This is a genomic window from Enterobacter cloacae complex sp. IR5441, from assembly GCF_049238215.1.
In the GTDB taxonomy this organism is placed as follows: Bacteria; Pseudomonadota; Gammaproteobacteria; order Enterobacterales; family Enterobacteriaceae; genus Enterobacter; species Enterobacter hormaechei_C.
This window is the reverse complement of sequence record NZ_JBMKIA010000010.1, coordinates 37,716-62,681: the sequence shown is the minus strand read 5'-3', so window position 1 is coordinate 62,681 and position 24,966 is coordinate 37,716. Positions and strand designations below refer to the sequence as shown.

The following is a 24,966-nucleotide window of genomic DNA, read 5'->3' as shown; positions in this document are numbered from 1 at the left end:
AACGCGGCTTTGCTATGCGGTGATAATATTTTTTAACAATCTCAGACCTGTAGCACAGACGGTTTTTGTTTATGTCCCGTTAAGCCCTGTTGAAGTAAAATTTATCTATTCGGCATGCAAAGATATGAACTGTGGTCAGGAATGCCATATAATTTAGCCATAACGGATGCCCCAACCGGGCGTTTTTTGGTGAACAGGAGAGTCAAATGATTTTACGTGTACTGGGCGTTTCGCTGATTGGTTTAACACTGGCGGGTTGTGTGAATGACAGTTCACTCTCCGGCGACGTATATAGTGCTTCTGAAGCTAAACAGGTACAGAACGTGACATACGGTACTATCGTTAATGCCCGTCCTGTTCAGATTCAGGGTGGCGATGACACGAACGTGGTGGGCGCAATCGGTGGTGCTGTGCTGGGTGGTTTCCTGGGTAATACCATTGGCGGCGGCACCGGACGTTCTCTGGCTACCGCAGCGGGCGCAGTTGCAGGCGGCGTAGCGGGTCAGGGCGTTCAGGGTGCGATGAACAAAACTCAGGGCGTTGAGCTGGAAATCCGTAAAGACGATGGCAGCACCATTATGGTTGTGCAGAAACAGGGTAACACCCGCTTCTCTGCTGGCCAGCGTGTTGTACTGGCAAGCAACGGCAGCCAGGTTACCGTCTCCCCGCGCTAATATCCTGATGGATGTGGTCTGTTCAGACCGCATCCATTTAACAAAATCATCGTCTCCAACAATATATTTGCACAATACATTCACACGGTGAATTATTCATTTCATCTATTTTTGTCCGTGCGCAAAGTATTTTTTATTTCCCTCACTTAAACTCTTCGCAATCTCTTTTCTTTTTTAATATTTAAATTCTCTATGCTTGCGATCTGTCGATTTGTAAAGAACCGCTTTGTGGCCTTCGCGCTTGGATGCATTGTTATCATTGCCGTATTACAAGCTTTTTTTATAAAACTTGTTGAATGGGTTCCTTCGTTTTCACCTTTGTTTTTCCCTACGCTGACGATATTTCTTCTGGTGTTTCATCTGTTTATTGCCTGTTTTATGGCAATGAAATACTGGTGCGACAGAAGGCGATTATATCTTGTTCCCATTGCCCTGGCCTTTGCCGGCTCAGCGTTATTGATGGTGGGGACTCTGTCCAGCTTCCCGGCCTGGCTTGATCTCTATCAGTTCAACGTGGCGAACTATAATGACGCCATGATTTTCTATATGTTCCGCCACTTTTTAATGGCGGTGCTGATAATCATCTCGGCATTGCTGTATACCCTGCGTACGTCCGCTCTCTCACGAAGCACCCACATCGGTATCGTTGTCGGCGCCTCGCTCTTTACGGGCAGTATGCTTGGGCTGGCATTGTTCTATTCCAGCCATTCAACCCTGCTCACACTGGACCTGGTAGACAATGAAACCCGACAGTTTATGGTTCTCTGGAGCCAGGCGATTAATATTATTTTGATCGTCCTGTGGGTAGTAACGTTAATCACCCTGATGGCCATTACCCGCGTGAGAAATTTGTTTTGGGTCGGCGGCAATTTTTTATGCGTCTGTTATATCGTCACCCTGCTCATGCTATTGTTAGGCGGACACGCTGAAGATATTTCATGGTACCGGGCACGGTTATTCGAAACTGTCGCTACATTAATCATTATCTTCATCTTACTTTCCGATGTATTTAATTTGTATCGTGACTCGCATGTAAAATATCAGCAGTCTTATCAAAACTCGATACGCGACCCCCTCACCCGTCTGTATAATCGTAGCTATTTCTATGATTCATTAAACCACGCGCTGAGTACAGCAACCCTGGCGCACCCGGTATCGGTGCTCGTGAGCGATCTTGACCGTTTCAAACGCATTAACGACTGCTACGGCCATTTGCAGGGGGATAAGGTTTTACAGTTTGTCTCAAACCTGTTGACCGATTCAGTGCGACCGCAGGATATCGCAGCGCGGATCGGCGGCGAAGAATTTGTGCTCATGCTGACAAATACCCCTTCCGATCTTGCGCAACAGGTTGCCGAACGCATACGTCTCAAATTGAGCGGTTTCGACAACGTCAGCAGCGGCGGTTATCTCCCGGAACCGATTACTATCAGTATGGGGGTATTCACCGCCACCTCGCCGGAGACCAGCGCTGAAACCTGTGTGGAAAGCGCGGATAAAGCCATGTACGAGGCAAAAGAGACGGGCCGCAACCGGGTGGTGGTGTTCAGAACATGACAGAGGCCTTGCACCAGCAAGGCCTGTAAACAACGTCAGTCGCGCGACTGTAAATCGTGGATGTTTTGCTCAAGACGGGCGATGAGTCCGATCAGCATTTCCAGCTCAGCGGGGGAAATACCGGCCAGGATCTCCCCTCGCGTTTTACTGATGACGGTCTCCATCTCAGTAATAATCGGGGCCGCTTTTTCCGTCAATTTAATCCGCTTGGCGCGACGATCGCTGGCGCAGGTTTGTCGGGAGATGAGTCCCTTCTCTTCCAGCTGGTCAAGGGTACGCACCAGAGAAGGCTGCTCAATACCAATCGCTTTTGCCAGTTGGATCTGTGACTGATCGGGCGGGAGCTGATGAATGTTATGCAGCGTAACCCAGTGCGTCTGCGTAAGTTCCAGAGGTTTCAGGCGATGGTCAATCAGAGCACGCCAGATGCGTACCAACCTTGCCAGATCAGAACCTAATGGCGATTCCAATTTCATCTCCTTATAATTAGCTTGCTAAGTGATTATAGTGATTTTAGAATAGTTTGCAGTATTTGTATTGCCAAAACAAATGCAATCACGGTATTCATCATTCCTTAAAGGATGATTTACACTGAATGGTAATGCGCCATCGCATTGAAATCTGCCAATGTGGCCCTCATTCCACCGCAAAGGATCGCTGCTTGTGACGTTGTTTTCCTTCTCCCCAGGGTTGCCCCTCCAGGATTTGATTGTTGGCGCATCGGTCTACTTTCCGCCACTGTTTAAAGCCGTGATGGTCGGTTTTGTAATCTGGCTCATTGCGCATCGTCTGCTGCGCGACTGGATGTATTCTGGTGAAATCTGGCACCCGATGTTAATGGATCTCTCCCTGTTTACCCTCTCCGTCTGTCTTGGCCTTGCCGTGTTAACCGTGTGGTGAGAATAGCATTGAAAACGTTAAAATATTTTTCCACTCTTTTCGTTTTAGCGCTGGCGGTGATGGCCGGCTGGTGGCTCTGGAATTATTACATGCAGTCGCCCTGGACGCGTGACGGCAAGATCCGCGCGGAACAGGTCAGCATCACGCCACAGGTGTCCGGCAGTATCAGCGCGCTGCTGGTGAAGGACAACCAGTACGTTCATGCGGGCGATGTGCTATTCCGCATCGACGAGACCCCTTTCCACATTGCGGTGCTTAATGCCCAGGCGCAGCTCGCAAAAGCTCAATCAGATCTGGCAAAAGCCAATAACGAAGCCGAACGCCGCCGCCATCTGTCGAGAAATTACATCTCTGCGGAGGATCTCGATACCGCCAATATCAATGTAAAAGCCATGCAGGCCAGCCTGAAGGTTGCAGAGGCAACGCTGAAACAGGCCGAGTGGCAACTGACCCAGACCGTGGTCAAAGCCCCGGTGGATGGATGGATCACGAGCCTGTCTACCCGTGTGGGTGATTACGCCACCACAGGCCAGCCGGTCTTCGCCCTGGTCGATAGCCACTCTTTCTATGTTGTAGGTTATTTTGAAGAGACCAAGCTGCGCCATATCCGCGAGGGAGCGCCTGCCCGGATCACGCTTTACAGCGGCGCAGAAACGTTACAGGGTCACGTTAGCAGCATAGGTCGGGCAATATACGATCAGAGCGTGGAAACCGATTCTGGCCTGGTGCCTGACATTAAACCCAACGTCCCGTGGGTGCGCCTGGCTCAGCGGGTGCCTGTTCGCGTCGAGTTTGATCAACTGCCGAAAGACATTACCCTGGTCTCTGGCACAACCTGCACCGTCGCCATCGGATCGCGATGATGAACCTGGGGGCTTTCTCCTGGCGCAATACGCCGTGGATAAAAGCGACACGGCCGCAGTGGCGTTACGCGCTGCGCAACGGCATCGCCATGTGCCTTGCGCTTACGGTTGCCTATTATCTGAATCTGGATGAGCCTTACTGGGCGATGACCTCTGCGGCGGTCGTCAGCTTCCCTACCGTCGGGGGCGTTATCAGTAAAAGCCTCGGGCGCGTGGCGGGTAGCCTGCTGGGGGCAACCGCCGCACTGCTTCTTGCCGGCCATACCCTGAACGATCCCTGGCTCTTTCTGTTAAGCATGTCGGCATGGCTGGGGCTGTGTACCTGGGCCTGCGCCCATTTTACCAATAACGTTGCCTATGCGTTTCAGCTGGCGGGTTACACCGCGGCCATTATCGCCTTTCCGGTCGTCAACGTGCTGGATACCACCGAGCTGTGGGATATCGCCCAGGCACGCGTGTGTGAAGTGATGGTCGGCATTCTGTGCGGAGGCGTCATGATGATGATCCTGCCCAGTACCTCAGATGGCACTACGCTTATCACCGCCCTTAAAACGATGCACGCACGTTTGCTGGAACATGCCAGCCTGCTCTGGCAGCCTGACAGCAGCGATGACATCCGCCTCGCGCACGAAAAGGTCATCGGCCAGATCCTGACCATGAACCTGTTGCGCATCCAGGCTTTCTGGAGCCACTACCGTTTTCGTCGCCAGAACACGCTTCTGAACTATTTACTGCACCAGCAATTGCGGATGACGAGCGCGATCTCGAGCCTTCGCCGGATGTTGCTGAACTGGCCTGCACCGCCAGCCCATACCCGGGAGATTATCGAGGCGCTGCTCGCCGCTCTTGCGCGTCCGGATGCCGATATCTATACCGTGGCCCGCATTATCGCGCCGCTCGCCCCAACGGATGAATATGACTACAGGCATCGTGCCTTCTGGCAGCGTCTGAACTATTTCTGCCGCCTGTATCTGCGTAGCAGCCGCTGGTTAAAAGCCGTCGAAAATGCCACGCCCGTCACCGAATTTTCCGTTCCCGGTAGTCCTGCTCTGGCGCGCCATACCGACGCAATGGAGGCGCTGTGGAGCGGTTTTCGTACGTTTTGTGCGTTGATGGCCGTGGGCGCATGGGCCATCACCACGCAATGGGATGCGGGCAGTGCGGCCCTGACGCTTGCGGCAATCAGCTGCGTGCTCTATTCCGTCGCCGCTTCCCCCTTTAATTCCCTTACGCTTCTGCTGCGTACGCTGGTACTGCTGTCGCTATTCAGCTTCGTGGTGAAATTTGGTTTGATGGTGCAGATAACCGACCTCTGGCAATTTCTGCTGTTTCTCTTCCCGCTATTAACCACCATGCAGTTGCTCAAACTGCAAATGCCTAAACTGGCCGGTCTGTGGGGTCAGTTGATTGTTTTTATGGGCTCATTTATCTCTGTAACGAATCCACCGGTTTACGATTACGCTGATTTTCTCAACGACAACCTGGCGAAGATCCTCGGCGTGGGGCTGGCGTGGCTGGCTTTCGCTGTGCTACGCCCGGGCTCGGACGCGCGTAAAAGCCGCAGGCATATTCGGGAGTTGCGCAGGGGTTTTGTCGATCAGCTGAGCCGCAGGCCACATCTGCGCGAAAGCGAGTATGAATCGCTGGTTTACCATCATGTCAGCCAGCTGAACAACAGCCAGGATTCACTCTCCCGTCGCTGGCTGCTGCGCTGGGGCGTGGTGCTGTTAAACTGTTCGCACGTGGTGTGGCAACTGCGCGCCTGGGAGACGCGTTCCGATCCGCTGTCGCAGGTCCGTGATAACTGTATTTCCATGCTCCGAGATGTGATGAGCGAGCGCGGGGTGCAGCAGCGCCCCCTGAGCGTCACGCTCGCCGAGCTTCAGCGTATTTGCGACGCGCTGGCGCACCATCATCAGCCTGCGGCCCGCGATCTGGCGTCCATTATCTGGCGGCTGCACTGCTCCCTGTCACAGCTGGAACAGGCGCCGCCACCCGGAACGATTGGCGATCAGATCACCCCGCAGGCATAGCGCGCCCCGCCGCCGCCAAGCGGTTTAGGCTGATCGGACATGTTATCGCCGCCCACGTGGACCATCAGCGCCTTGCCTTTGACCTCGTCAAGCTTTTTGAGTCGTGGCGCCACAACCGGATCGGTGGCTTTACCATCGTTATTTACCACCAGCACCGGCAGATCGCCGAGGTGCCCCATCCCTTCCGGGCCTTCATGCTTACCGGAGTTGTGCGGGTCGAGATGCCCCCCTGCGGCTTCCGCAGCTGTTGGTTTCCCCTCTTTCATTGCGGGTTGACAGCTGCCTTTGGCATGAACGTGAAAACCATGTTCGCCGGGTGGAAGAGCCTTGAGATCGGGAGCAAATTCCAGCCCTTTATCGGTTTCGGTGATTTTCACCGTCCCGATGGACTGGCCTACCCCCTGAGAAGTGACGAGATTCATTTCAACGTCCTCGCTGGCTGCCTGCGCACCTGCACAAACAACCAGCGTGACCATTGCCAGAGCAAAACGCTTCATAAGACCTCCACGGGTTATTTTTTGCACCTTAAGTCTATACCAGCGGCGCAGATTTCACCGGAAAGTCAGGTACAGGCGTGCTCAGGGTACGTCGTAGCCCAGCGCCGCCTTGCGGATGCGGAACCACTGCTGACGCGTCATATCCAGCTCCTCAGCCACAAGCGCAGCGCGGACGCGCTCAATTTTGCCGGAGCCAATAATTGGCAGCGGTTTAGACGGCAGGCACAGGATCCAGGCGTAAACCACCTGCTCGATACTCTCCGCATTCAGTTCGCGCGCCACCGTTTCAAGCTCGTTACGCAGCGGCTGGAATGCCTCATCGTTAAACAGGCGGCCGCCTCCCAGACAGGACCATGCCATTGGACGGATGCGCAGCTGTTGCAGTTGGTCGAGCGTGCCATCCAGCAGCAGCGGCTGATGAACAGGCGAGATCTCCACCTGATTCGTCGCCAGCGTAAACGGCAGGCGAGACTGCAATAGCGCAAACTGTGCCGGGGTGAAGTTAGACACGCCAAAATGGCGCACTTTGCCGCTCTGGTGCAGCGTCAGGAAGGCTTCCGCGACCTCATCCGCATCCATCAACGGATCGGGTCGGTGGATCAGCAGCAGGTCGATACGATCGGTGGCCAGGTTAATCAGTGACTGCTCGGCGCTTTTAACGATATGCGCGCTGTCAGTGATGTAATGCCCAAGCGCATGCTCCGGTTTTGCTGTGGTGGCAATACCGCATTTGGTCACAATCTCCATACGTTCACGCAGCGCCGGCGCACGCTTCAGCGCTTCGCCAAAGGCAGCCTCGCACTGATAGCCGCCATAAATATCAGCGTGATCGACGGTGGTGATCCCGAGATCGAGATGCTCTTCTATAAAGTCCGCCAGCTGGACCGGAGACATATTCCAGTCCATAAGGCGCCAGTAGCCCATAACAAATCGGGAGAATTCCGGGCCCTGCGGGGCAAGGGTAATACGCTGAACCATAACATTTTCCTCAAGGAAGTCATGTCACCAGTATACGCAATTACCCTGCTAAAACAGTGAAGGTTGCTGAGGTTCTACGCTTTCAACCGCTTTGTTTGCACGAATTTTACGCAGCAGACGCTGTCGACAGAGCCGTAAGACCTCCTGCTTTTGCGCGTCGCTGAAATTTTGCCAGTTAAAACGTTCATCGCGCGTGCGCATGCAGCCACGACAGTATCCTCGTTCATCTACCTGGCAAATACCCCGGCACGGGCTCTGGACAGGGAAAAACTCCAGTTGCTCTGCCACACCTACCTCCAGAACGTCATTATTCCCTACAGTGAAGACCCTAAATGGCTTGCATGCAAGGATGTCCGCCACAAACAGAGCATTAAGGTTTCGCTAATCTTCCCTTCTTATACTCGCCGCATTGATATAACGAATGGTCTGGTCATCATGTGGTTCACTAAAAAGTTACACTGTAACGATATAAAATTTACTCTGGGCTGTGCACTTTTCTTCACCGTACTGAATGCACTGTTTATCCAGCGCAGCTGGTCAATCATTGCGCCTGCGCATCTGCACGATCTCCTGTTTGCTGCCAGCGTGCCGCTGGTGCTGTTCTGCGGCTGGGTGATTGTCTTCAGCCTGCTGAATATTCCCTTTGTTCGCAAGCCGCTCATGATTGTCCTGACCCTGGGATGCGCCGCCGCAACCTGGTTTATGTATACCTATGGCACGGTTATCGATCAGAACATGATTGTTAACGTGTTCGAAACTAATTCCCAGGAAGCGACTGCCCTGGTGACGCCGCAGATGATCCTGTGGCTGGTCGTTGCGGGTCTGGTTCCATCGATTATTTTAGCCCTGACGCGCATTCGCACCGGAAAATGGTGGTATGCCCTCCTGACGCGTGTCGCCGCTATGCTGGGTGCGCTGCTGGTGATCATCCTGGTCGCGGCGGTGTTTTATAAAGACTATGCTTCGCTGTTCCGCAATAACAAAAGCATCGTCAAAATGGTCACCCCGGCGAATTACGTGAGCGCCGTGGTGAAATACAGCAAAATGCGCTGGTTTGCCGGCGACCAGACGCTGGTCCGCATTGGCGAGGATGCTCATAAAGGCGCGCTGATTTCCAGCCAACGCAAGAAAACCGTGCTGATTGTGGTGGTGGGCGAAGCCTCCCGCGCCGCAAACTACTCGTTAAATGGTTACCCGCGTGAAACCAACCCCGAGCTGAAAAAGCAGGATGTCATCAGCTTCCCCCAGGCCTCCTCCTGTGGCACGGAAACCGCCGTTTCCGTCCCCTGCATGTTCTCCGGCATGACGCGGAAAAAATATGACGCGGACCTCGCCCATCACCAGGAAGGTCTGCTCGATGTACTTAACCATGCCGGTTTCAACCTGCTGTGGCGCGACAACGACGGCGGGTGTAAAGGCGCCTGCGACCGCGTGCCGCACACGGACATGACCCAGTGGAAACTGGATCAGTTCTGTAAGGACAAATCCTGTATCGACGACGTCAACCTCTACCGTCTGGACAACGTACTGGATGGAATAAAGCAGGATACGGTTCTGGTTATTCATCTGATGGGCAGCCACGGTCCGGCCTACTACAACCGTTATCCGGACAGCTTTCGCAAGTTCACCCCAACCTGCGATACCAATGAAATTCAGGATTGCGATCATCAGTCGCTGATCAATACCTATGACAACTCGATTTTGTATACCGACAGCGTGGTCAGCCGAACCATCGACGCGCTAAAAGCCCGGCAGGCCAACATGAACACGGCGCTCATTTACCTCTCCGATCACGGTGAATCGCTGGGTGAAAGCGGAATTTACCTGCACGGTACGCCGTATATGCTGGCCCCGGAGCAGCAAACGCATATTCCGTTTATGTTCTGGCTCTCCCCGGATTATGCGAAAAACTTCGGCGTAAACACGGATTGCCTGCGTGACCATGCCGCAAAAGAGGCGGTTTCACAGGACAATTTATTCGCCACCGTTCTGGGCATGATGGACGTGAAATCAGCGGTTTATCAACCGCAGCTGGATATTCTGTCGCAATGTCGTCGCTAAGCGGGCTTGCATTAGACCGAACGGTCTATTAGAGTAAGGGCATGAGCAGACACACTGAACACGATACACGAGAACATTTGCTGGCTACCGGCGAGCGCCTTTGCATGCATCGCGGGTTTACCGGTATGGGGCTGAGCGAGTTGTTAAAAACCGCTGAAGTACCTAAGGGATCGTTTTATCACTATTTTCGATCCAAAGAGGCGTTTGGCGTTGCCATGCTGGAGCGGCACTACGCCAGCTACCATCAGCGCCTGGCAACCCACTTCGCCAGCGGTGAAGGTGACTACCGGGATCGTGTTCTGAACTACTATCAGGAAACGCTGACGCAGTTCTGTCAGCAGGGCATCATCAGCGGCTGCCTGACGGTAAAACTGTCTGCCGAAGTGTGCGATCTCTCCGAAGATATGCGCACCGCAATGGATAAAGGGGCCAGCGGCGTTATTGCCCTGTTGGCTCAGGCGCTGGAGAGCGGGCGCAATGAAAAAACGCTCTCCTTCTCCGGCGATCCGCTCACGCAGGCACAGGTGCTCTATTCCCTCTGGTTAGGCGCCAACCTGCAAGCAAAAATGTCTCGCAGCGCCGTGCCGCTCGAAAGCGCGCTGGCGCATGTGAAAAACTGTATTACCGCGCCTGGCGTGTAGCCGGCGTTTTTATTTACCCTTTTACTAGTCGACTGGTCTACTCAGGAGCCGTTATGTCCGCTGAAAAGCTGTTTACCCCACTGAAAGTGGGTGCCGTTACTGCCCCAAACCGCGTGTTTATGGCCCCACTTACCCGTCTGCGCAGCATCGAGCCGGGCGATATCCCAACGCCATTGATGGGTGAGTATTACCGTCAGCGCGCCAGCTCGGGCCTGATTATCTCCGAAGCCACGCAGATTTCTGCCCAGGCAAAAGGCTACGCCGGTGCACCGGGTCTGCACAGCCCGGAACAGATCGCCGCGTGGAAAAAAATCACCGCAGGCGTGCATGCTGAAGATGGCCGTATTGCGGTTCAGCTGTGGCACACCGGTCGTATCTCACACAGCAGCATCCAGCCTGGCGGTCAGGCGCCGGTTTCTGCCTCTGCCCTGAACGCCAATACCCGCACTTCCCTGCGCGATGAAAACGGTAATGCGATCCGCGTCGACACCACCACGCCACGCGCGCTGGAGCTGGACGAGATCCCGGGTATCGTGAATGATTTCCGTCAGGCCGTCGCCAACGCCCGGGAAGCGGGCTTCGACCTGGTTGAGCTTCACTCTGCGCACGGTTACCTGCTGCATCAGTTCCTGTCCCCGTCTTCCAACCAGCGTACCGACCAGTACGGCGGCAGCGTTGAAAACCGCGCGCGTCTGGTGCTTGAAGTGGTGGATGCTGTCTGTAATGAGTGGAGCGCAGACCGCATTGGTATTCGTGTCTCCCCGATCGGTACTTTCCAGAACGTCGACAACGGTCCGAACGAAGAAGCAGACGCGCTGTATCTGATTGAAGAGCTGGCGAAACGCGGTATCGCCTATCTGCACATGTCCGAGCCGGACTGGGCAGGCGGCAAGCCTTACAGTGAAGCCTTCCGTCAGAAAGTGCGCGAGCGCTTCCACGGCGTGATTATCGGGGCGGGTGCGTATACGGCAGAGAAAGCCGAGGATTTGATCGGTAAAGGCCTGATCGACGCCGTGGCCTTTGGCCGTGACTACATTGCTAACCCGGATCTGGTTGCCCGTTTGCAGAAAAAAGCCGAACTGAACCCGCAGCGTCCTGAAAGCTTCTATGGCGGCGGCGCGGAAGGTTATACCGACTACCCTTCACTGTAATCCCGCTTTGTACATTGATAGCGGCGACCTTTCGCCGCTATACTAAAACATCGTTTCTGTTCAAAAAGATAATCCATTCCACTGGTTAATGAGGAAATTATGCGCCTACTTCACACCATGCTGCGCGTTGGCGACCTGCAACGTTCCATCGATTTCTACACTAACGTTCTGGGCATGAAGCTGCTGCGCACCAGCGAAAATCCGGAATATAAATACTCTCTGGCGTTTGTCGGTTACGGCCCGGAATCTGATGAAGCGGTCATCGAGCTGACCTACAACTGGGGCGTGGACAGCTACGAGCTGGGTACAGCTTACGGCCACATCGCGCTGGAAGTGGATAACGCCGCCGAAGCCTGCGAACGTATCCGCAGCAATGGCGGTAACGTCACCCGTGAAGCCGGTCCGGTTAAAGGCGGTACCACCGTAATTGCGTTTGTGGAAGATCCGGACGGTTATAAAATCGAACTGATCGAAGCCAAAGACGCTGGTCGCGGCCTGGGCAATTGATCCCGCAGGGCGCACTATGCGCCCGTTGTTTTGCTGCATCCCCTCTCAAAATTTGCCATAATGCGCACTGCTTTTTCCCCCTTGTAAGAGACCCTGATGTCCGATAACGCTCAATTTACCGGTCTGTGCGACCGTTTTCGTGGTTTTTATCCCGTTGTCATTGATGTTGAAACAGCCGGATTTAACGCTAAAACCGATGCGCTGCTTGAGATTGCCGCCATCACGCTGAAGATGGATGAACAGGGCTGGCTTGTACCGGACACCACGCTGCATTTCCACGTTGAACCCTTTGAAGGGGCAAACTTACAGCCAGAGGCGCTGGCCTTTAACGGTATCGATCCGACAAACCCGCTGCGCGGGGCGGTAAGCGAATACGAGGCGCTGCACGCCATTTTCAAAATGGTGCGCAAAGGCATGAAAGAGAATGACTGTAGCCGCGCCATCATGGTGGCCCACAATGCCACCTTTGATCACAGCTTCACTATGGCTGCCGCCGAGCGTGCCTCGCTCAAGCGTAATCCATTCCATCCGTTTGTGACCTTCGACACCGCCGCGCTGAGCGGCCTGGCGCTGGGGCAAACCGTGCTCTCTAAAGCCTGCATCACGGCGGGTATTGCGTTTGACGGCACCCAGGCGCATTCCGCGTTATACGACACCGAGCGTACGGCGGAGCTGTTCTGTGAGATCGTCAACCGCTGGAAACGTCTCGGCGGCTGGCCGCTGCCGATGGGCGACGAGGCCGATCTTCAATCGTAGGTTGGGTAATCAACAGTCCCACAGGCAAAAAAAAGCGACCAACATAATGTGGTCGCTTTTTTATATCCGCAGAAAACTTACTCTGCGTCCGGCTCTTCGGTTTTATACTTCGCCGCAGTCTCTTTGATCAGCTGTTGCAGTTCGCCGCGCTGATACATTTCAATCAGGATGTCGCATCCGCCGACCAGTTCACCATCAACCCACAGCTGTGGGAAGGTCGGCCAGTTGGCGTATTTTGGCAGTTCAGCACGAATGTCCGGGTTTTGCAGGATATCAACGTAAGCAAAACGCTCACCACAGGCGGACAGCGCCTGAACCGCTTGCGCGGAGAAGCCGCAGCTTGGCAGCTTCGGAGAACCTTTCATGTACAGGAGAATCGGGTTTTCAGCGATCTGGCGCTGAATTTTTTCAATAGTGGTGCTCATGTCTTGCTTCCTTTAACTTCTGTTACGGCATCAGTCTGACATTGTAGCGGGTCAGGCCGACATCGGAAAATAACATTTTTGTCACGTCTAATTATTTTATCGCTTATCGCATAAAGTTGCATTGCTAATGTCGTTTATCCCCAGACGAGGTGCGGTTTTGCTTAAGGAGCGAACAGGAGTGCGTCAGAATGGTGAATTTTTTTGCACTTGCTAACGAAACATAATTTTTGAATGAAAAATGCTATTAACTTCTTCTGAATTTATGGATTAGAATCGACAGGTTTTGTAAATCTCACGCGGGTATGCATTGTGGCCTGCATTTATCAGGGGACTGCCCAGTGGCGCGGATAACTAAAATCTCGATGACGCTCTGTGCTTTACTGTTTACCACACTCTCATTTACGCCAGCGGCGAACGCCTCTGAACAGGCGCGGCATTCTGCTGTACAAAAATCGCATCTGGCAAAAACCACAGAACGTAAGAAAAAAACCACCAGTAAAACAGTAAAGAAGAAAACCACCGCTCAGACCAAAAAGACCGCCTCCAGTAAATCCAAAACTCTCCGTTCCGGCACGCACAAAACCACCCGCACGACCGCCAGCCTGGTGAATGAAAAATGCATCGTGCGCAAAGGCCATAAAACGAGATGCGCAAAAGTGACGAAGCTGGCTGACGTGCATAAAGCGCGTATGCAGAAAGCGCAAAAAACGGCGATGAACAAACTGATGGGGCAAATAGGTAAACCGTATCGCTGGGGTGGCACCTCTCCGCGCACCGGTTTTGACTGTAGTGGGCTGGTTTATTATGCCTATAAAGATCTGGTGAAGTTTCGCATTCCACGCACCGCCAATGAGATGTACCATCTGCGCGACGCCGCGCCTGTAAACCGTGGCGAACTGCAAAATGGCGACCTGGTGTTCTTCCGCACCCAGGGACGCGGTACGGCCGATCACGTTGGGGTGTATGTGGGTAACGGTAAATTTATCCAGTCACCGCGCAGCGGTCAGGACATTCAGATCACCTCTCTCAGCGAAGATTATTGGGTGCGCCACTATGTGGGTGCGCGCCGCGTGATGACGCCAAAAACCATTCGCTAAACCCTGCCGTGCCGCCTCCATGGCAGGGTAAGTTCCTCTTTTGCATACCCTTTCAATTTGCTATTCTGTCCTTGTTGTCTGTAGGGTTATTGGCAACGTATAAAACTATAAGGAGAGAAGCAATGTCGTTCGAATTACCTGCACTACCGTATGCAAAAGACGCCCTGGCCCCGCACATTTCCGCGGAAACCCTGGAGTACCATTACGGCAAGCATCACCAGACCTATGTCACCAACCTGAACAATCTGATCAAGGGCACCGATTTTGAAGGCAAAACGCTGGAAGAGATCGTGCGCAGTTCAGACGGCGGCGTATTCAACAACGCCGCACAGGTGTGGAACCACACCTTCTACTGGCACTGCCTGGCCCCCAATGCAGGCGGAGAACCTACCGGTGAGCTGGCGGCAGCGATTAACGCCGCGTTCGGCAGTTTCGCGGATTTTAAAACGAAGTTTACTGACGCAGCCGTTAAAAACTTTGGCTCCGGCTGGACCTGGCTGGTAAAAGAGGCTGATGGCAAACTGGCTATCGTTTCCACTTCTAATGCGGGTACCCCTCTGACCACCAGCGCCACGCCGCTGATGACCGTGGACGTATGGGAACACGCCTATTACATTGATTACCGTAATGCGCGCCCGAACTACCTGGAACACTTCTGGGCACTGGTTAACTGGGAATTTGTTGCGAAGAACTTCGCCGCGTAAGAGACACGCAGAAGGGGCAGCCCTTCTGCGTTTTTGTTTATTCCGCCGTACACACCGCTTCAGGCTGTTTACGACCAGACATCATCACCAGCAGCAGGCCGAGTGCAGCAATGATCGCCCCCATCACCGGCACAAAGCTGTAACCCAAACCACCTGAGATCACCGCCCCGCCCGCTGCGGCCCCCAGCGCATTGCCCAGGTTAAACGCACCGATATTCACCGACGAAGAGAGCCCCGGCGCTTCGTGCGCAACGCGCATTACGCGCATCTGCAACGGTGGCACCACGGCAAAGGTTGCGGCGCCCCACACCACCATGGCAATCGCGGCACCCACTTCGTTACGCGCCAGCCACGGAATCGCCACCATGATGACAATCAGCAGCGTTAAAAAACCTTTCAGTGTTCCACTGACGGAGCGGTCGGCAAATTTCCCGCCGAGATAGTTGCCAATCGAGAACCCGACACCAATCAGCACCAGCATCGCGGTAACAAAGAGTGGCGTTGCGTGGGTAATGTCGTGCAGCACCGGGGAGATATAGGTGTAGAGCGTAAACATCGCCCCGGCCCCCAGTACCGTGGTAAGCAGCGCGGACAACACCTGAGGACGCATCAGCACCGCCAGCTCTTTACGTACTTCCGGACGTTCTCCCGCACTTCCTTTCGGCAGTGAGAAGAACAGCGCAACCATCGCGACCACGCCCAGTCCGGCGGTTGCGAGGAAAGACATACGCCAGCCGATGGCTTCTCCCAGCCAGGTGGCAGCGGGAACGCCGCCGATATTAGCGATGGTGAGGCCCATGAACATAGTGGCTACCGCGCTGGCCTGCTTATGTTTTGGCACCACGCTGGCGGCAACAACCGAGCCCAGTCCGAAGAAGGCGCCATGGTTGAGGCTGGTCAGAATGCGCGAAAGCATCAGAGTGGTGTAATCGGGCGAAATCGCGGAAAGCACATTTCCGAGAGTGAAAATCGCCATCAGGAAAATCAGCGCATTGCGGCGAGCGCGGTGGGAAAGCAGCAGCGTCATCAGCGGCGCGCCCACCATCACGCCAATCGCGTAAGCGCTAATTAACATACCAGCCGCAGGGATAGAGACGTCCACACCCCGGGCGATAACAGGCAATAACCCCATAGGGGAGAATTCAGTGGTGCCAATCCCAAAGGCGCCAATCGCCAGGGCCAGCAGGGGAAAATTGATTTTCATGAAGAGACTCCGGATACCGTGCCATAACCCGGCACAGAACTAAGAAGTCAAAAGCATGACATCAATCACAAAAAATGAGAAGTTAACATTTTGGCAAAAGATTTTTGCCGGAGAGGTAACAATAGCGGCAAGAGAGGGAGAAAGTTCTCCCTCTGCCTGAATCAGTGCAGTGCAGCGGTTAAACCACCGGCAACAATCAGAGCAAGAACAACAATGGTGGTAAACAGCGAAAACTTCAGATCGGTACTCATCAATTTTTCTCCTTTTATTCACCCTACGAAAAGTGAGCTTGCTCATTTTTACACAGTTCAGGTCAAAAATCTTCCAGGATTTAAACGGATATCCACTTTACCTCTTCCCCTTTTCATCAAGATAGGACAAAATTCCACGCTAAATTTATTAGCGTACCGGCCACTGACCCCCTCCTGACGTCCTGTGTCGTTTTCCCGGCGTGTCGCAACTCATGTTTGCGTGATAAGGGTGAGAGAAGGCAAACGTTTACCTTCAATTTTTTCAGGAGCTTAGGATATGGTCTGGAGTGACATTTAATGGCAACAATTAAAGACGTAGCAAAACGCGCAAACGTTTCCACTACAACCGTATCACATGTTATTAACAAAACGCGTTTCGTCGCTGAAGAGACGCGTAATGCCGTCTGGGCGGCAATCAAAGAGCTGCACTACTCGCCAAGTGCGGTCGCCCGCAGCCTGAAGGTTAATCACACCAAATCGATTGGTCTGCTGGCCACCAGCAGTGAAGCGGCCTACTTTGCTGAAATCATCGAAGCCGTTGAAAAAAACTGCTTCCAGAAAGGCTATACCCTGATTCTGGGCAACGCGTGGAACAACATTGAAAAACAGCGCGCTTACCTGTCAATGATGGCGCAAAAGCGCGTCGACGGCCTGCTGGTAATGTGTTCTGAATACCCCGAGTCGGTCCTTTCCATGCTGGAAGAGTATCGCCACATTCCGATGGTGGTCATGGACTGGGGCGAAGCGCGCGCAGACTTTACCGACTCCGTTATTGATAACGCCTTTGAAGGCGGCTACATGGCGGGGCGTTATCTGGTAGAACGCGGTCATCGTGAAATTGGCGTGATCCCGGGTCCGCTGGAGCGTAACACCGGGGCTGGCCGTCTGGCCGGTTTCATGAAAGCGATGGAAGAGGCGCTGATCACCGTGCCGGAAAACTGGATTGTTCAGGGCGACTTCGAGCCGGAGTCGGGCTATCGCGCCATGCAGCAGATCGTCTCCCAGCCGCATCGCCCTACCGCGGTGTTCTGCGGCGGCGACATCATGGCGATGGGCGCGCTCTGCGCGGCGGATGAACTCGGCCTGCGCGTCCCGCAGGATATCTCGGTGATCGGCTATGACAACGTGCGCAACGCCCGCTTCTTTACCCCGGCGCTGACCACCATTCACCAGCCGAAAGATTCGCTGGGTGAAACGGCCTTCAATATGCTGCTGGACAGGATCGTCAACAAGCGTGAACAGTCCCAGTCCATTGAAGTTCACCCGCGCCTGATTGAACGCCGTTCCGTTGCGGACGGTCCGTTCCGCGACTACCGTCGTTAATCTCATTACGGGGCCAGCTATGCTGGTTCCCGCAACCACTCCCGGTTCAGCGTTTCGCTGTCGCCCAGATAATCCAGCAGCCAGGCCATGGCGGGCGAGACGTCGTTTTGCTGCCACGTCAGACAGCACGCGGCATCCGGGAAGGGGTTTTCCAGCGTCAGAGCCACCCACTCTCCCGCGTCGATGCGCGGGCGCGCAAAATGCACCGGCACCATGCCAACGCACAGCCCCGCGCTCAGACAGGTGGCCGACGACTCCCAGTCCGGTGCGACCACGCGGCGCTGATTATCCAGCAGCCAGGTAATGCGCTTGGGCAACGAGCGGGAGGTATCTTCCAGCACCAGCGAGGGCCAGTTGCGTAAGGTGTCATCGCTCAGCGGACCTTCCAGCGCCGCCAGCGGGTGATCGCGCGCGACCACGCAGGTCCAGCTCAGCATGCCCATGTCGCGAAACGCGTAGCGCCCCCCAACCGGGATCGCCTGGGTTGCACCAATCGCCATCTCCGCCCTGCCGTCCGCCAGCGCATCCCAGACGCCGTTGAACACTTCCTGCGAAACACGCAGTTCGACGTCGGAAAAATGACGATAGAAATCGACGATCATCTGCCGGGTCCGCTCCGGCTTAACGATGTTATCCACCGCGATAGCGAGATGCCCGCGCCAGCCGTTGGCGATCTGCTGGCACTGCTCACGGGTGATCTGCATTTTTTTGATAACAGACCGCCCTTCCTTCAAAAACCACGCTCCGGCAGGCGTGAGCTCCACGTCGCGATGGCGCCGCTCGAACAGCGGGACCGCCAGCCACGCTTCCAGCTGGCGCACCGTATAGCTGATAGCCGAGGGAACGCGATGCTGCTCTTGGGCGGCACCGGTAAAGCTGCCGTTACGCGCCACGGCATCAACCACTTCAAGGGAATAATCTGACCACATCTTTAGCCTGCAAATTTTTTGAACGCACCCGCCAAATATTAGCGTTTCACAAGCCGCTTTGCACTCCCTACACTCTGCGCCAACGTACACCTGCCTCCTCAGGAGAAAAAAGTGCAACCCAGGAAAGGATTTTTAGTCTGGCTCGGCGGCTTAAGCGTGCTGGGCTTTTTGGCGACCGATATGTATCTGCCCGCGTTCGCCGCGATGCAGGAAGATTTGCAAACCCCTGCCGCCGCCATCAGCGCCAGTTTAAGTTTGTTCCTCGCCGGCTTTGCTTTTGCGCAATTGCTGTGGGGGCCGCTCTCGGATCGTTTTGGCCGTAAGCCCGTCCTGTTGTTGGGGCTGGCGATTTTTGCCGTAGGCTGTCTGGGCATGCTGTGGGTCCGCGATGCCGCCTGGTTGCTGGCGCTGCGCTTTATTCAGGCGGTCGGTGTCTGCGCCGCAGCGGTGACCTGGCAGGCGCTGGTGACCGATTACTACCCCGCCTCGCGCACTAACCGCATATTCGCCACTATTATGCCGCTGGTCGGCCTGTCGCCGGCGCTTGCCCCGTTACTGGGCAGCTGGATCCTGGCGCATTTCGACTGGCAGGCCATTTTCGCCACGCTCTTTGCTATTACGCTGGTCCTGATGCTGCCTGCTTTCGGGCTTAAACCTGCGCATAAAAAAGAGACGCATCCGGACGCAAAGCCCATCACCTTTACCTCTTTACTGCGGTCGAAAGCCTATCGCGGTAACGTGCTGATTTATGCTGCCTGCTCTGCCAGCTTCTTTGCCTGGCTAACCGGTTCGCCGTTCATTCTGCATGACATGGGCTACAGCCCGGCGGCTATCGGCCTGAGCTATGTACCACAGACCATCGCCTTCCTGGTGGGTGGCTATGGCTGTCGCGCCGCGCTGCAAAAATGGGAAGGCCAACAGATGCTGCCCTGGCTGCTGGTTTTGTATGCGCTAAGCGTGATTGCGACCTGGGCTGTCGGCTTTATTCCCGGCGCCGGGCTTGCAGAAATTTTGATTCCGTTCTGCGTCATGGCGATCGCTAACGGGGCCATCTACCCTATTGTTGTAGCCCAGGCGTTGCGTCCATTTCCGCAGGCGACAGGCCGCGCTGCCGCGCTGCAAAATACCCTGCAACTTGGCCTGTGCTTCCTGGCAAGTCTCGTGGTCTCTGCGTTGATTGCAACCCCGCTGCTCACCACTACCAGCGTGATGCTGGTCACCGTTGCGCTGTCGGGTTTGGGCTATCGCATGCAGTCCTCAGCCCATCGCGAGCAGAGTGAAAACGCGCAGACAGAAACGTCGCACGCCTGATTGCGCGGGAAACTATGTTAAATACCAGTGATTAGGTTGCTAACAATTTTCTGTTGAATCACCAAATTTTGCGGCCTATACTAAATTTGGTTCGATTAAATACGATAAATATTAAGTGTTAACGGGAGCCGGAGCGCTCCCGTTTTACCATGGAAGGCATTTCGGCAAGGGTTATCTCCCTTCCTCTGTTCTACGTCGGATATTAGCCTCGCGGGCATTTACCGTGAGATTTCTCACAAACCAAAAAAGCGTCTACGCTGTTTTAAGGTTCTGATCACAGCAAGGTGATGGAGAAGCTATGAGTTCATCGTGTATAGAAGAAGTCAGCGTTCCGGACGATAACTGGTCCCGGATCGTCAGTGAACTGTTGGGACGTGCGGGCATTACGATTAATGGCTCATCCCCCTCCGATCCCCAGATAAAGCATCCCGATTTTTTCAAACGCGTGTTACAGGAGGGGTCGTTAGGGCTGGGTGAAAGCTATATGGACGGCTGGTGGGAGTGTGAGCGGCTGGATATGTTCTTCTCCAGCGTATTACGCGCCGGTCTTGAAAAACAGCTCCCTCGTCATTTCAAAGATACCTTACGTATTGCCTCCGCCCGCCTGTTCAATCTGCAAAGTAAAAAACGGGCGTGGATCGTCGGTAAAGAGCATTACGACCTGGGCAACGATCTGTTCAGCCGTATGCTCGATCCTTTAATGCAGTACTCCTGCGGATACTGGAAAAAAGCGACGACCCTGGAAGAGGCGCAGCAGGACAAGCTGCAACTGATCTGCGATAAATTGCAGTTACAGCCCGGTATGCGTGTGCTGGACATCGGCTGTGGCTGGGGTGGTCTTGCCTGGTTTATGGCTAAAAATTACGGCGTCAGCGTAGTCGGCGTCACGATTTCGGCTGAACAGCAGAAGATGGCGCAGGAACGCTGTCTGGGTCTGGATGTTGATATTCGGCTTCAGGACTACCGCGACCTGAACGAGCAGTTCGATCGCATTGTTTCCGTAGGTATGTTCGAGCACGTGGGGCCGAAGAACTACAAGACTTACTTCGAGGTCGCCGATCGTAACCTGAAGCCTGAGGGAATTTTCCTGCTACACACCATCGGCTCTAAACGCACCGATAACAATGTGGATCCCTGGATCAACAAATATATCTTCCCGAATGGCTGTTTACCCTCTGTTCGCCAGATTGCGAACGCCAGCGAACCGCATTTTATTGTGGAAGACTGGCATAACTTCGGCGCAGATTACGACACCACCCTGATGGCCTGGCATGAACGTTTCCAGGCTGCATGGCCTGAAATCGCCGACAACTATTCGGAACGATTCAAACGGATGTTTAGCTATTATCTGAATGCCTGTGCGGGCGCGTTCCGTGCGCGGGATATACAGCTGTGGCAGGTGGTGTTTAGTCGTGGGATTGAGCACGGTTTGCGTGTGGCTCGCTGAAAAAATAACCCCGGTTAACCGGGGTTATTTTTTATTCTTCTTCCACGGTTTTTATTATCGCCGCCTCTTTCGCCGCCAGTACGCGCTCAACGGTGTCCACGACCGCCTGGGTCTGAGGATCAATTTCGATATTTACGCGCTGCCCCAGTTTTTTTGCGCCAAGCGTAGTACGTTGCAGCGTTTCAGGAATTAAATGCACGCAAAAACGCGTTGGCGTCACTTCACCGACGGTCAGACTAATCCCATCGATGCCAATAAATCCTTTATAAAGGATGTATTTCATTAATGACGGATCCTGCACCTTAAACCAGATTTGACGGTTATTTTCCGAGGTCACGATTTTCGCCACTTCTGCGGTGGTCATAATATGGCCCGACATCAGATGCCCGCCAATCTCATCGCTGAATTTCGCCGCGCGTTCCACGTTGACGATATCTCCCACCACCAGCTCACCCAGGTTAGTGATACGCAGCGTCTCTTTCATTAAATCAAAGCTTATCTGGTTACCGTTAATTTCGGTCACCGTCAGGCAGCAGCCGTTATGCGCTATCGACGCCCCGGTTTCAATGCCGTCGAGCATATATTCAGGCAGCTCAACTACGTGAGTGCGGAAATTCGGTTTTTCATCAATGGACACCACTTTGGCAGTGCCCTGCACAATACCAGTAAACATGCTTACAGCTCCTGTTCATTCCGAACGGCGATGACACCGTATAATCCCACCACAATAACAGTTGAAAAAACAGGTTGCCAGTGATGCGCAATTTCTGGCGATTTTTTCACTAGATAATTAGTTAAACCCCGCTACAATAGCTGGCATCCCTCTGTTTTTTCTTCTTGCTGCCAGTAACGGCGGCCTTTTTAGTCTCTCAAATAACTACAATACAAAGGTGTTCACGTGCAGAAGTATATGATCGAAGCGCGTCAGTTATTGGCACTGGCCATACCGGTGATCGTCGCGCAGGTAGCCCAAACCGCAATGGGATTTGTGGATACGGTAATGGCCGGTGGTTACAGCGCCACCGATATGGCCGCCGTGGCGATCGGAACCTCAATCTGGCTTCCGGCCATTCTTTTTGGTCACGGCCTGCTGCTGGCGCTGACGCCGGTTATCGCGCAGCTTAACGGCTCCGGTCGACGCGACCGCGTGGCCCATCAGGTGCGCCAGGGCTTCTGGCTGGCCGGGGGTGTCTCCGTCCTGATTATGATCGTCCTGTGGAACGCCGGGTATATTATTCGCGCCATGCATAATATCGACCCGGCGCTGGCGGATAAGGCGGTCGGTTATCTGCGTGCCCTGCTCTGGGGCGCGCCCGGCTATCTGTTCTTCCAGGTGGCACGTAACCAGTGTGAAGGGCTGGCAAAAACCAAGCCGGGCATGGTGATGGGCTTTATCGGCTTGCTGGTGAACATTCCCGTGAACTATATCTTCATTTACGGTCATTTTGGCATGCCGGAACTCGGCGGCGTGGGCTGCGGCGTGGCAACGGCTGCGGTGTACTGGGTGATGTTCGGTTGTATGCTCACCTACATTAAACATGCGCGATCCATGCGTGACATTCGTAACGACACCTCGTTCAGCGCACCTGACTGGACGCTCATGACCCGTCTCATTCAGCTGGGGTTACCCATTGCGCTGGCGCTGTTCTTCGAAGTGACGCTGTTTGCCGTCGTCGCCCTGCTGGTCTCGCCGTTAGGGATTATTGATGTCGCAGGACACCAGATCGCCCTGAACTTCAGCTCTTTGATGTTCGTCCTGCCGATGTCCCTGGCTGCCGCGGTGACGATTCGCGTGGGCTTCCGTCTGGGGCAAGGCTCGACGCTGGACGCGCAAACGGCAGCCCGCACCGGCCTCGGCGTCGGCGTCTGCATGGCAGTCTGTACCGCGCTCTTTACCGTGCTGTTGCGTGAGCAAATTGCCCTGCTCTATAACGACAACCCGGAGGTAGTGACCCTGGCCTCGCATCTGATGCTGCTGGCGGCCATTTATCAGATCTCTGACTCCATCCAGGTGATTGGCAGCGGCGTGCTGCGTGGGTATAAAGATACGCGTTCCATCTTCTTCATCACCTTTATCGCTTACTGGGTGCTGGGTCTGCCGTGCGGGTACATTCTGGCGCTCACGGATCTGGTGGTGGATCGCATGGGGCCAGCCGGATTCTGGATGGGCTTTATCATCGGCTTAACGTCTGCGGCCATTATGATGATGCTGCGTATGCGCTTCCTGCAACGTCAGCCGTCTGCGGTAATTTTGCAGCGCGCTGCACGTTAATAACACAGTAGCCGCCGCCTGGCGGCTACTTTCTCTTCACTTTGCGCGGTAATGAAGCAATCGCGTGAAATCAGAGAGAAAAATGCATTTTCCCTCTTGCCACCTTGGGGCTGTGCCGCTAATATTCGTCCCCGTTGTCACCGACAACACAATGCGTTCATAGCTCAGTTGGTTAGAGCACCACCTTGACATGGTGGGGGTCGTTGGTTCGAGTCCAATTGAACGCACCATTCTGCGTCTGTAGCTCAGTTGGTTAGAGCACCACCTTGACATGGTGGGGGTCGATGGTTCGAGTCCATTCAGACGCACCAATCTGTTTTCTCGCACATTTCATTCCCGTTCAGCCTCATGCAGAGGCAGCAAACCTTTTAAGCACATCGAAAGTGACCTCCAGCCCGCGCGTGCAGCGAAAGAGCGGAATGGCATAAGTCCCATCAGGTTAGCAAAACGCCCGGCGTTTGCCGGGCGTGAAAACAACGTCAATCAATGATTACGGCTTATGTTCAATCGCCGGGTTGTTGTTGATGGCGATGCGCTGCGGTTTCTCTTCTTCCGGGATATCCTGGTGTAATTCAATCGCCAGCAAGCCGTTTTCCAGCGAAGCGCCGGTTACTTTCACATGCTCCGGCAGACTATAGCTGGCCCGGAAGTCGCTGCGGCTGATACCCCGATGGATCCACCCTTCTTCGCCGTTTTCGGTTTTCTCTTCTTCACGTTTACCGCTGATATTCAGCTGACCGCCAACGGTTTCAATTTCCAGTTCGCTCTCTTTCCAGCCCGGCACGCTCAGCGTCAGTTCATAGCGGTTATCACCCACCCGCCGGATATTGTAAGAAGGCGTGGAGGGCAACGGCGTACTGCCGGTTAGCTGGCTAAAAAGGCGATCGATACGGTTAAAACGGTCCGCAAACAGAGAGTCGGAGAGATCGTTCAACATGGGAAAAGCTCTCAGAGTCATCATGTACCTCCTGAACAGTAAAAAAGGATATTCAAAAAGTTCATGTCTTACGGGCAGGTATTCCTTACCCGCTTTCTATATGAGGTTACCGCACAATATTTCAACCTCAGGAGCTGCAAAATGTAGCTGGAACTTAAAAAACGCAACGGGCCGTTAAGCCCGTTATTCGTTACATCATCGCAGTTCTATCACTCTCGCCCGCTCAGCCTGCTTTCGGTAGTGGTCATATCGCTCCCGGAACCATGCCTGCTGTTCATAACTCATATTGCCGGTCACGGCATCGATATCAACTGGCTGGCCCAGGGCGTACATACGGGCAAAACTGCGTGCCAGAAAATCAAAATTCTTTAATGCGTTTATATCTTGTCGCTTCATTAGCATATCCCTCCAGTCATTGTGATTACTGTTCAAGGTCATATGCTTTTCT

Annotated in this window: 27 protein-coding genes and 2 tRNA genes; 18 read left to right on the top strand and 11 right to left on the bottom strand. The window is 54.2% G+C overall.

What is annotated here, in order from left to right; translation table 11 throughout:
- Positions 1 to 206: 206 nt before the first annotated feature.
- Both slyB and ACOTX5_RS13005 read left to right on the top strand, forming a co-directional pair.
- Positions 207 to 674 (top strand): outer membrane lipoprotein SlyB, encoded by a 468-nt coding sequence (gene slyB, locus ACOTX5_RS13010; RefSeq protein WP_003857604.1) that lies wholly within the window; start codon positions 207 to 209, stop codon positions 672 to 674.
- Between the two features lie 192 nt (positions 675 to 866).
- Positions 867 to 2,231 carry a sensor domain-containing diguanylate cyclase gene (locus ACOTX5_RS13005; protein WP_045911665.1) on the top strand — a complete coding sequence of 455 codons (1,365 nt, stop codon included), beginning with the start codon at positions 867 to 869 and terminating at the stop codon, positions 2,229 to 2,231.
- Between the two features lie 35 nt (positions 2,232 to 2,266).
- On the opposite strand, the gene slyA is transcribed toward ACOTX5_RS13005, so the two are convergent.
- The gene (gene slyA, locus ACOTX5_RS13000; RefSeq protein WP_006808997.1) at positions 2,267 to 2,707 is read right to left on the bottom strand and encodes a transcriptional regulator SlyA; all 441 of its coding nucleotides are present in this window, start codon (positions 2,705 to 2,707) and stop codon (positions 2,267 to 2,269) included.
- A gap of 187 nt (positions 2,708 to 2,894) precedes the next feature.
- On the opposite strand from slyA, the gene ACOTX5_RS12995 reads away from it, so the two are divergent.
- The 3 genes from ACOTX5_RS12995 to ACOTX5_RS12985 are packed head-to-tail and all read left to right on the top strand — an operon-like array spanning position 2,895 to position 6,027.
- Positions 2,895 to 3,131, top strand: coding sequence for a DUF1656 domain-containing protein (locus tag ACOTX5_RS12995; RefSeq protein WP_045911664.1), 237 nt, complete (start codon positions 2,895 to 2,897; stop codon positions 3,129 to 3,131).
- A gap of 2 nt (positions 3,132 to 3,133) precedes the next feature.
- Complete coding sequence (locus ACOTX5_RS12990) at positions 3,134 to 3,994, top strand: HlyD family secretion protein (RefSeq protein ID WP_026080710.1); 861 nt, start codon at positions 3,134 to 3,136, stop codon at positions 3,992 to 3,994.
- Positions 3,994 to 6,027: an FUSC family protein gene (locus tag ACOTX5_RS12985; RefSeq protein WP_045911693.1), complete on the top strand. Its 2,034-nt coding sequence runs from the start codon at positions 3,994 to 3,996 to the stop codon at positions 6,025 to 6,027. The genes ACOTX5_RS12990 and ACOTX5_RS12985 overlap by 1 nt, the downstream gene beginning before the upstream one ends.
- Here ACOTX5_RS12985 and sodC read toward each other — a convergent pair.
- The 3 genes from sodC to ACOTX5_RS12970 form a co-directional block, all read right to left on the bottom strand.
- On the bottom strand, positions 6,006 to 6,524 hold the full coding sequence (gene sodC / locus ACOTX5_RS12980; protein ID WP_023303563.1) for a superoxide dismutase [Cu-Zn] SodC: 519 nt from the start codon (positions 6,522 to 6,524) through the stop codon (positions 6,006 to 6,008). The two genes, ACOTX5_RS12985 and sodC, sit on opposite strands and share 22 nt — an antisense overlap.
- Before the next feature lie 81 nt (positions 6,525 to 6,605).
- The gene (locus ACOTX5_RS12975) at positions 6,606 to 7,502 is read right to left on the bottom strand and encodes an aldo/keto reductase (RefSeq protein ID WP_017693550.1); all 897 of its coding nucleotides are present in this window, start codon (positions 7,500 to 7,502) and stop codon (positions 6,606 to 6,608) included.
- A gap of 48 nt (positions 7,503 to 7,550) precedes the next feature.
- Positions 7,551 to 7,790 carry a DUF1289 domain-containing protein gene (locus ACOTX5_RS12970; protein ID WP_032619785.1) on the bottom strand — a complete coding sequence of 80 codons (240 nt, stop codon included), beginning with the start codon at positions 7,788 to 7,790 and terminating at the stop codon, positions 7,551 to 7,553.
- A 147-nt stretch (positions 7,791 to 7,937) separates the two neighbouring features.
- Between ACOTX5_RS12970 and eptA the strand changes: the two genes are divergently transcribed.
- From eptA to rnt, 5 genes are all read left to right on the top strand, one after another.
- Positions 7,938 to 9,563: a phosphoethanolamine transferase EptA gene (gene eptA / locus ACOTX5_RS12965; RefSeq protein ID WP_045911692.1), complete on the top strand. Its 1,626-nt coding sequence runs from the start codon at positions 7,938 to 7,940 to the stop codon at positions 9,561 to 9,563.
- A gap of 41 nt (positions 9,564 to 9,604) precedes the next feature.
- Positions 9,605 to 10,204, top strand: coding sequence for a TetR/AcrR family transcriptional regulator (locus ACOTX5_RS12960; RefSeq protein ID WP_017384602.1), 600 nt, complete (start codon positions 9,605 to 9,607; stop codon positions 10,202 to 10,204).
- A 53-nt stretch (positions 10,205 to 10,257) separates the two neighbouring features.
- Complete coding sequence (locus tag ACOTX5_RS12955) at positions 10,258 to 11,355, top strand: alkene reductase (RefSeq protein ID WP_023299948.1); 1,098 nt, start codon at positions 10,258 to 10,260, stop codon at positions 11,353 to 11,355.
- A 99-nt stretch (positions 11,356 to 11,454) separates the two neighbouring features.
- Complete coding sequence (gene gloA, locus ACOTX5_RS12950; protein ID WP_003857623.1) at positions 11,455 to 11,862, top strand: lactoylglutathione lyase; 408 nt, start codon at positions 11,455 to 11,457, stop codon at positions 11,860 to 11,862.
- Between the two features lie 96 nt (positions 11,863 to 11,958).
- A complete protein-coding gene (gene rnt / locus ACOTX5_RS12945; RefSeq protein ID WP_003857625.1) occupies positions 11,959 to 12,618 on the top strand; it encodes a ribonuclease T in 660 nt (219 codons plus the stop codon).
- A 77-nt stretch (positions 12,619 to 12,695) separates the two neighbouring features.
- On the opposite strand, the gene grxD is transcribed toward rnt, so the two are convergent.
- A complete protein-coding gene (gene grxD, locus ACOTX5_RS12940; RefSeq protein ID WP_003832760.1) occupies positions 12,696 to 13,043 on the bottom strand; it encodes a monothiol glutaredoxin 4 in 348 nt (115 codons plus the stop codon).
- A gap of 338 nt (positions 13,044 to 13,381) precedes the next feature.
- Here grxD and ACOTX5_RS12935 point away from each other — a divergent pair, with 338 nt between their 5' ends.
- Both ACOTX5_RS12935 and sodB read left to right on the top strand, forming a co-directional pair.
- Positions 13,382 to 14,140, top strand: a complete 759-nt coding sequence (locus ACOTX5_RS12935; RefSeq protein WP_023296388.1) for a C40 family peptidase — start codon at positions 13,382 to 13,384, stop codon at positions 14,138 to 14,140.
- 122 nt (positions 14,141 to 14,262) lie between these two features.
- Positions 14,263 to 14,844 carry a superoxide dismutase [Fe] gene (gene sodB, locus ACOTX5_RS12930; RefSeq protein WP_023296387.1) on the top strand — a complete coding sequence of 194 codons (582 nt, stop codon included), beginning with the start codon at positions 14,263 to 14,265 and terminating at the stop codon, positions 14,842 to 14,844.
- 37 nt (positions 14,845 to 14,881) lie between these two features.
- Here the strand turns inward: sodB and ACOTX5_RS12925 are convergent, their stop codons facing one another.
- Together ACOTX5_RS12925 and ACOTX5_RS12920 are read right to left on the bottom strand one after the other, a co-directional pair.
- The gene (locus ACOTX5_RS12925) at positions 14,882 to 16,048 is read right to left on the bottom strand and encodes an MFS transporter (RefSeq protein WP_017384607.1); all 1,167 of its coding nucleotides are present in this window, start codon (positions 16,046 to 16,048) and stop codon (positions 14,882 to 14,884) included.
- A 161-nt stretch (positions 16,049 to 16,209) separates the two neighbouring features.
- Positions 16,210 to 16,299 carry a YnhF family membrane protein gene (locus ACOTX5_RS12920; protein WP_003857632.1) on the bottom strand — a complete coding sequence of 30 codons (90 nt, stop codon included), beginning with the start codon at positions 16,297 to 16,299 and terminating at the stop codon, positions 16,210 to 16,212.
- Positions 16,300 to 16,596: 297 nt separating this feature from the next.
- Between ACOTX5_RS12920 and purR the strand changes: the two genes are divergently transcribed.
- Positions 16,597 to 17,622 (top strand): HTH-type transcriptional repressor PurR, encoded by a 1,026-nt coding sequence (gene purR, locus ACOTX5_RS12915; RefSeq protein WP_003857634.1) that lies wholly within the window; start codon positions 16,597 to 16,599, stop codon positions 17,620 to 17,622.
- Positions 17,623 to 17,639: 17 nt separating this feature from the next.
- On the opposite strand, the gene punR is transcribed toward purR, so the two are convergent.
- Positions 17,640 to 18,551, bottom strand: coding sequence for a DNA-binding transcriptional activator PunR (gene punR / locus ACOTX5_RS12910; RefSeq protein WP_234101239.1), 912 nt, complete (start codon positions 18,549 to 18,551; stop codon positions 17,640 to 17,642).
- 111 nt (positions 18,552 to 18,662) lie between these two features.
- Here punR and punC point away from each other — a divergent pair, with 111 nt between their 5' ends.
- The gene (gene punC, locus ACOTX5_RS12905) at positions 18,663 to 19,862 is read left to right on the top strand and encodes a purine nucleoside transporter PunC (RefSeq protein WP_017693555.1); all 1,200 of its coding nucleotides are present in this window, start codon (positions 18,663 to 18,665) and stop codon (positions 19,860 to 19,862) included.
- 298 nt (positions 19,863 to 20,160) lie between these two features.
- Positions 20,161 to 21,309 (top strand): cyclopropane fatty acyl phospholipid synthase, encoded by a 1,149-nt coding sequence (cfa, locus tag ACOTX5_RS12900; protein ID WP_017384609.1) that lies wholly within the window; start codon positions 20,161 to 20,163, stop codon positions 21,307 to 21,309.
- Positions 21,310 to 21,340: 31 nt separating this feature from the next.
- Here the strand turns inward: cfa and ACOTX5_RS12895 are convergent, their stop codons facing one another.
- Positions 21,341 to 21,982 carry a riboflavin synthase gene (locus ACOTX5_RS12895; protein WP_017384610.1) on the bottom strand — a complete coding sequence of 214 codons (642 nt, stop codon included), beginning with the start codon at positions 21,980 to 21,982 and terminating at the stop codon, positions 21,341 to 21,343.
- Positions 21,983 to 22,207: 225 nt separating this feature from the next.
- Between ACOTX5_RS12895 and mdtK the strand changes: the two genes are divergently transcribed.
- The 3 genes from mdtK to ACOTX5_RS12880 all read left to right on the top strand — a co-directional run bounded on the left by mdtK (position 22,208) and on the right by ACOTX5_RS12880 (position 23,892).
- Positions 22,208 to 23,581 carry an MdtK family multidrug efflux MATE transporter gene (mdtK, locus tag ACOTX5_RS12890; protein ID WP_017384611.1) on the top strand — a complete coding sequence of 458 codons (1,374 nt, stop codon included), beginning with the start codon at positions 22,208 to 22,210 and terminating at the stop codon, positions 23,579 to 23,581.
- 153 nt (positions 23,582 to 23,734) lie between these two features.
- Positions 23,735 to 23,811 (top strand) — tRNA-Val (locus ACOTX5_RS12885).
- Positions 23,812 to 23,815: 4 nt separating this feature from the next.
- A tRNA-Val gene (locus tag ACOTX5_RS12880) sits at positions 23,816 to 23,892 on the top strand.
- A 179-nt stretch (positions 23,893 to 24,071) separates the two neighbouring features.
- On the opposite strand, the gene ACOTX5_RS12875 is transcribed toward ACOTX5_RS12880, so the two are convergent.
- Positions 24,072 to 24,542, bottom strand: coding sequence for an Hsp20 family protein (locus ACOTX5_RS12875; protein ID WP_026080712.1), 471 nt, complete (start codon positions 24,540 to 24,542; stop codon positions 24,072 to 24,074).
- A 171-nt stretch (positions 24,543 to 24,713) separates the two neighbouring features.
- On the bottom strand, positions 24,714 to 24,914 hold the full coding sequence (gene glgS, locus ACOTX5_RS12870; protein ID WP_023296382.1) for a cell surface composition regulator GlgS: 201 nt from the start codon (positions 24,912 to 24,914) through the stop codon (positions 24,714 to 24,716).
- Between the last annotated feature and the right edge of the window lie 52 nt (positions 24,915 to 24,966).

Excerpts from the sequence above, each read along its gene's own strand:
- gloA (WP_003857623.1), top strand. The coding sequence starts at position 11,455 with ATGCGCCTACTTCACACCATGCTGCGCGTTGGCGACCTGCAACGTTCC.
- ACOTX5_RS13005 (WP_045911665.1), top strand. The coding sequence starts at position 867 with ATGCTTGCGATCTGTCGATTTGTAAAGAACCGCTTTGTGGCCTTCGCG.
- ACOTX5_RS12960 (WP_017384602.1), top strand. The coding sequence starts at position 9,605 with ATGAGCAGACACACTGAACACGATACACGAGAACATTTGCTGGCTACC.
- purR (WP_003857634.1), top strand. The coding sequence starts at position 16,597 with ATGGCAACAATTAAAGACGTAGCAAAACGCGCAAACGTTTCCACTACA.
- grxD (WP_003832760.1), bottom strand. The coding sequence starts at position 13,043 with ATGAGCACCACTATTGAAAAAATTCAGCGCCAGATCGCTGAAAACCCG.
- cfa (WP_017384609.1), top strand. The coding sequence starts at position 20,161 with ATGAGTTCATCGTGTATAGAAGAAGTCAGCGTTCCGGACGATAACTGG.
- slyB (WP_003857604.1), top strand. The coding sequence starts at position 207 with ATGATTTTACGTGTACTGGGCGTTTCGCTGATTGGTTTAACACTGGCG.
- sodB (WP_023296387.1), top strand. The coding sequence starts at position 14,263 with ATGTCGTTCGAATTACCTGCACTACCGTATGCAAAAGACGCCCTGGCC.
- ACOTX5_RS12925 (WP_017384607.1), bottom strand. The coding sequence starts at position 16,048 with ATGAAAATCAATTTTCCCCTGCTGGCCCTGGCGATTGGCGCCTTTGGG.
- ACOTX5_RS12920 (WP_003857632.1), bottom strand. The coding sequence starts at position 16,299 with ATGAGTACCGATCTGAAGTTTTCGCTGTTTACCACCATTGTTGTTCTT.
- ACOTX5_RS12975 (WP_017693550.1), bottom strand. The coding sequence starts at position 7,502 with ATGGTTCAGCGTATTACCCTTGCCCCGCAGGGCCCGGAATTCTCCCGA.
- ACOTX5_RS12985 (WP_045911693.1), top strand. The coding sequence starts at position 3,994 with ATGAACCTGGGGGCTTTCTCCTGGCGCAATACGCCGTGGATAAAAGCG.
- punR (WP_234101239.1), bottom strand. The coding sequence starts at position 18,551 with ATGTGGTCAGATTATTCCCTTGAAGTGGTTGATGCCGTGGCGCGTAAC.
- ACOTX5_RS12955 (WP_023299948.1), top strand. The coding sequence starts at position 10,258 with ATGTCCGCTGAAAAGCTGTTTACCCCACTGAAAGTGGGTGCCGTTACT.
- slyA (WP_006808997.1), bottom strand. The coding sequence starts at position 2,707 with ATGAAATTGGAATCGCCATTAGGTTCTGATCTGGCAAGGTTGGTACGC.
- rnt (WP_003857625.1), top strand. The coding sequence starts at position 11,959 with ATGTCCGATAACGCTCAATTTACCGGTCTGTGCGACCGTTTTCGTGGT.
- glgS (WP_023296382.1), bottom strand. The coding sequence starts at position 24,914 with ATGAAGCGACAAGATATAAACGCATTAAAGAATTTTGATTTTCTGGCA.
- ACOTX5_RS12895 (WP_017384610.1), bottom strand. The coding sequence starts at position 21,982 with ATGTTTACTGGTATTGTGCAGGGCACTGCCAAAGTGGTGTCCATTGAT.
- eptA (WP_045911692.1), top strand. The coding sequence starts at position 7,938 with ATGTGGTTCACTAAAAAGTTACACTGTAACGATATAAAATTTACTCTG.
- ACOTX5_RS12875 (WP_026080712.1), bottom strand. The coding sequence starts at position 24,542 with ATGATGACTCTGAGAGCTTTTCCCATGTTGAACGATCTCTCCGACTCT.
- sodC (WP_023303563.1), bottom strand. The coding sequence starts at position 6,524 with ATGAAGCGTTTTGCTCTGGCAATGGTCACGCTGGTTGTTTGTGCAGGT.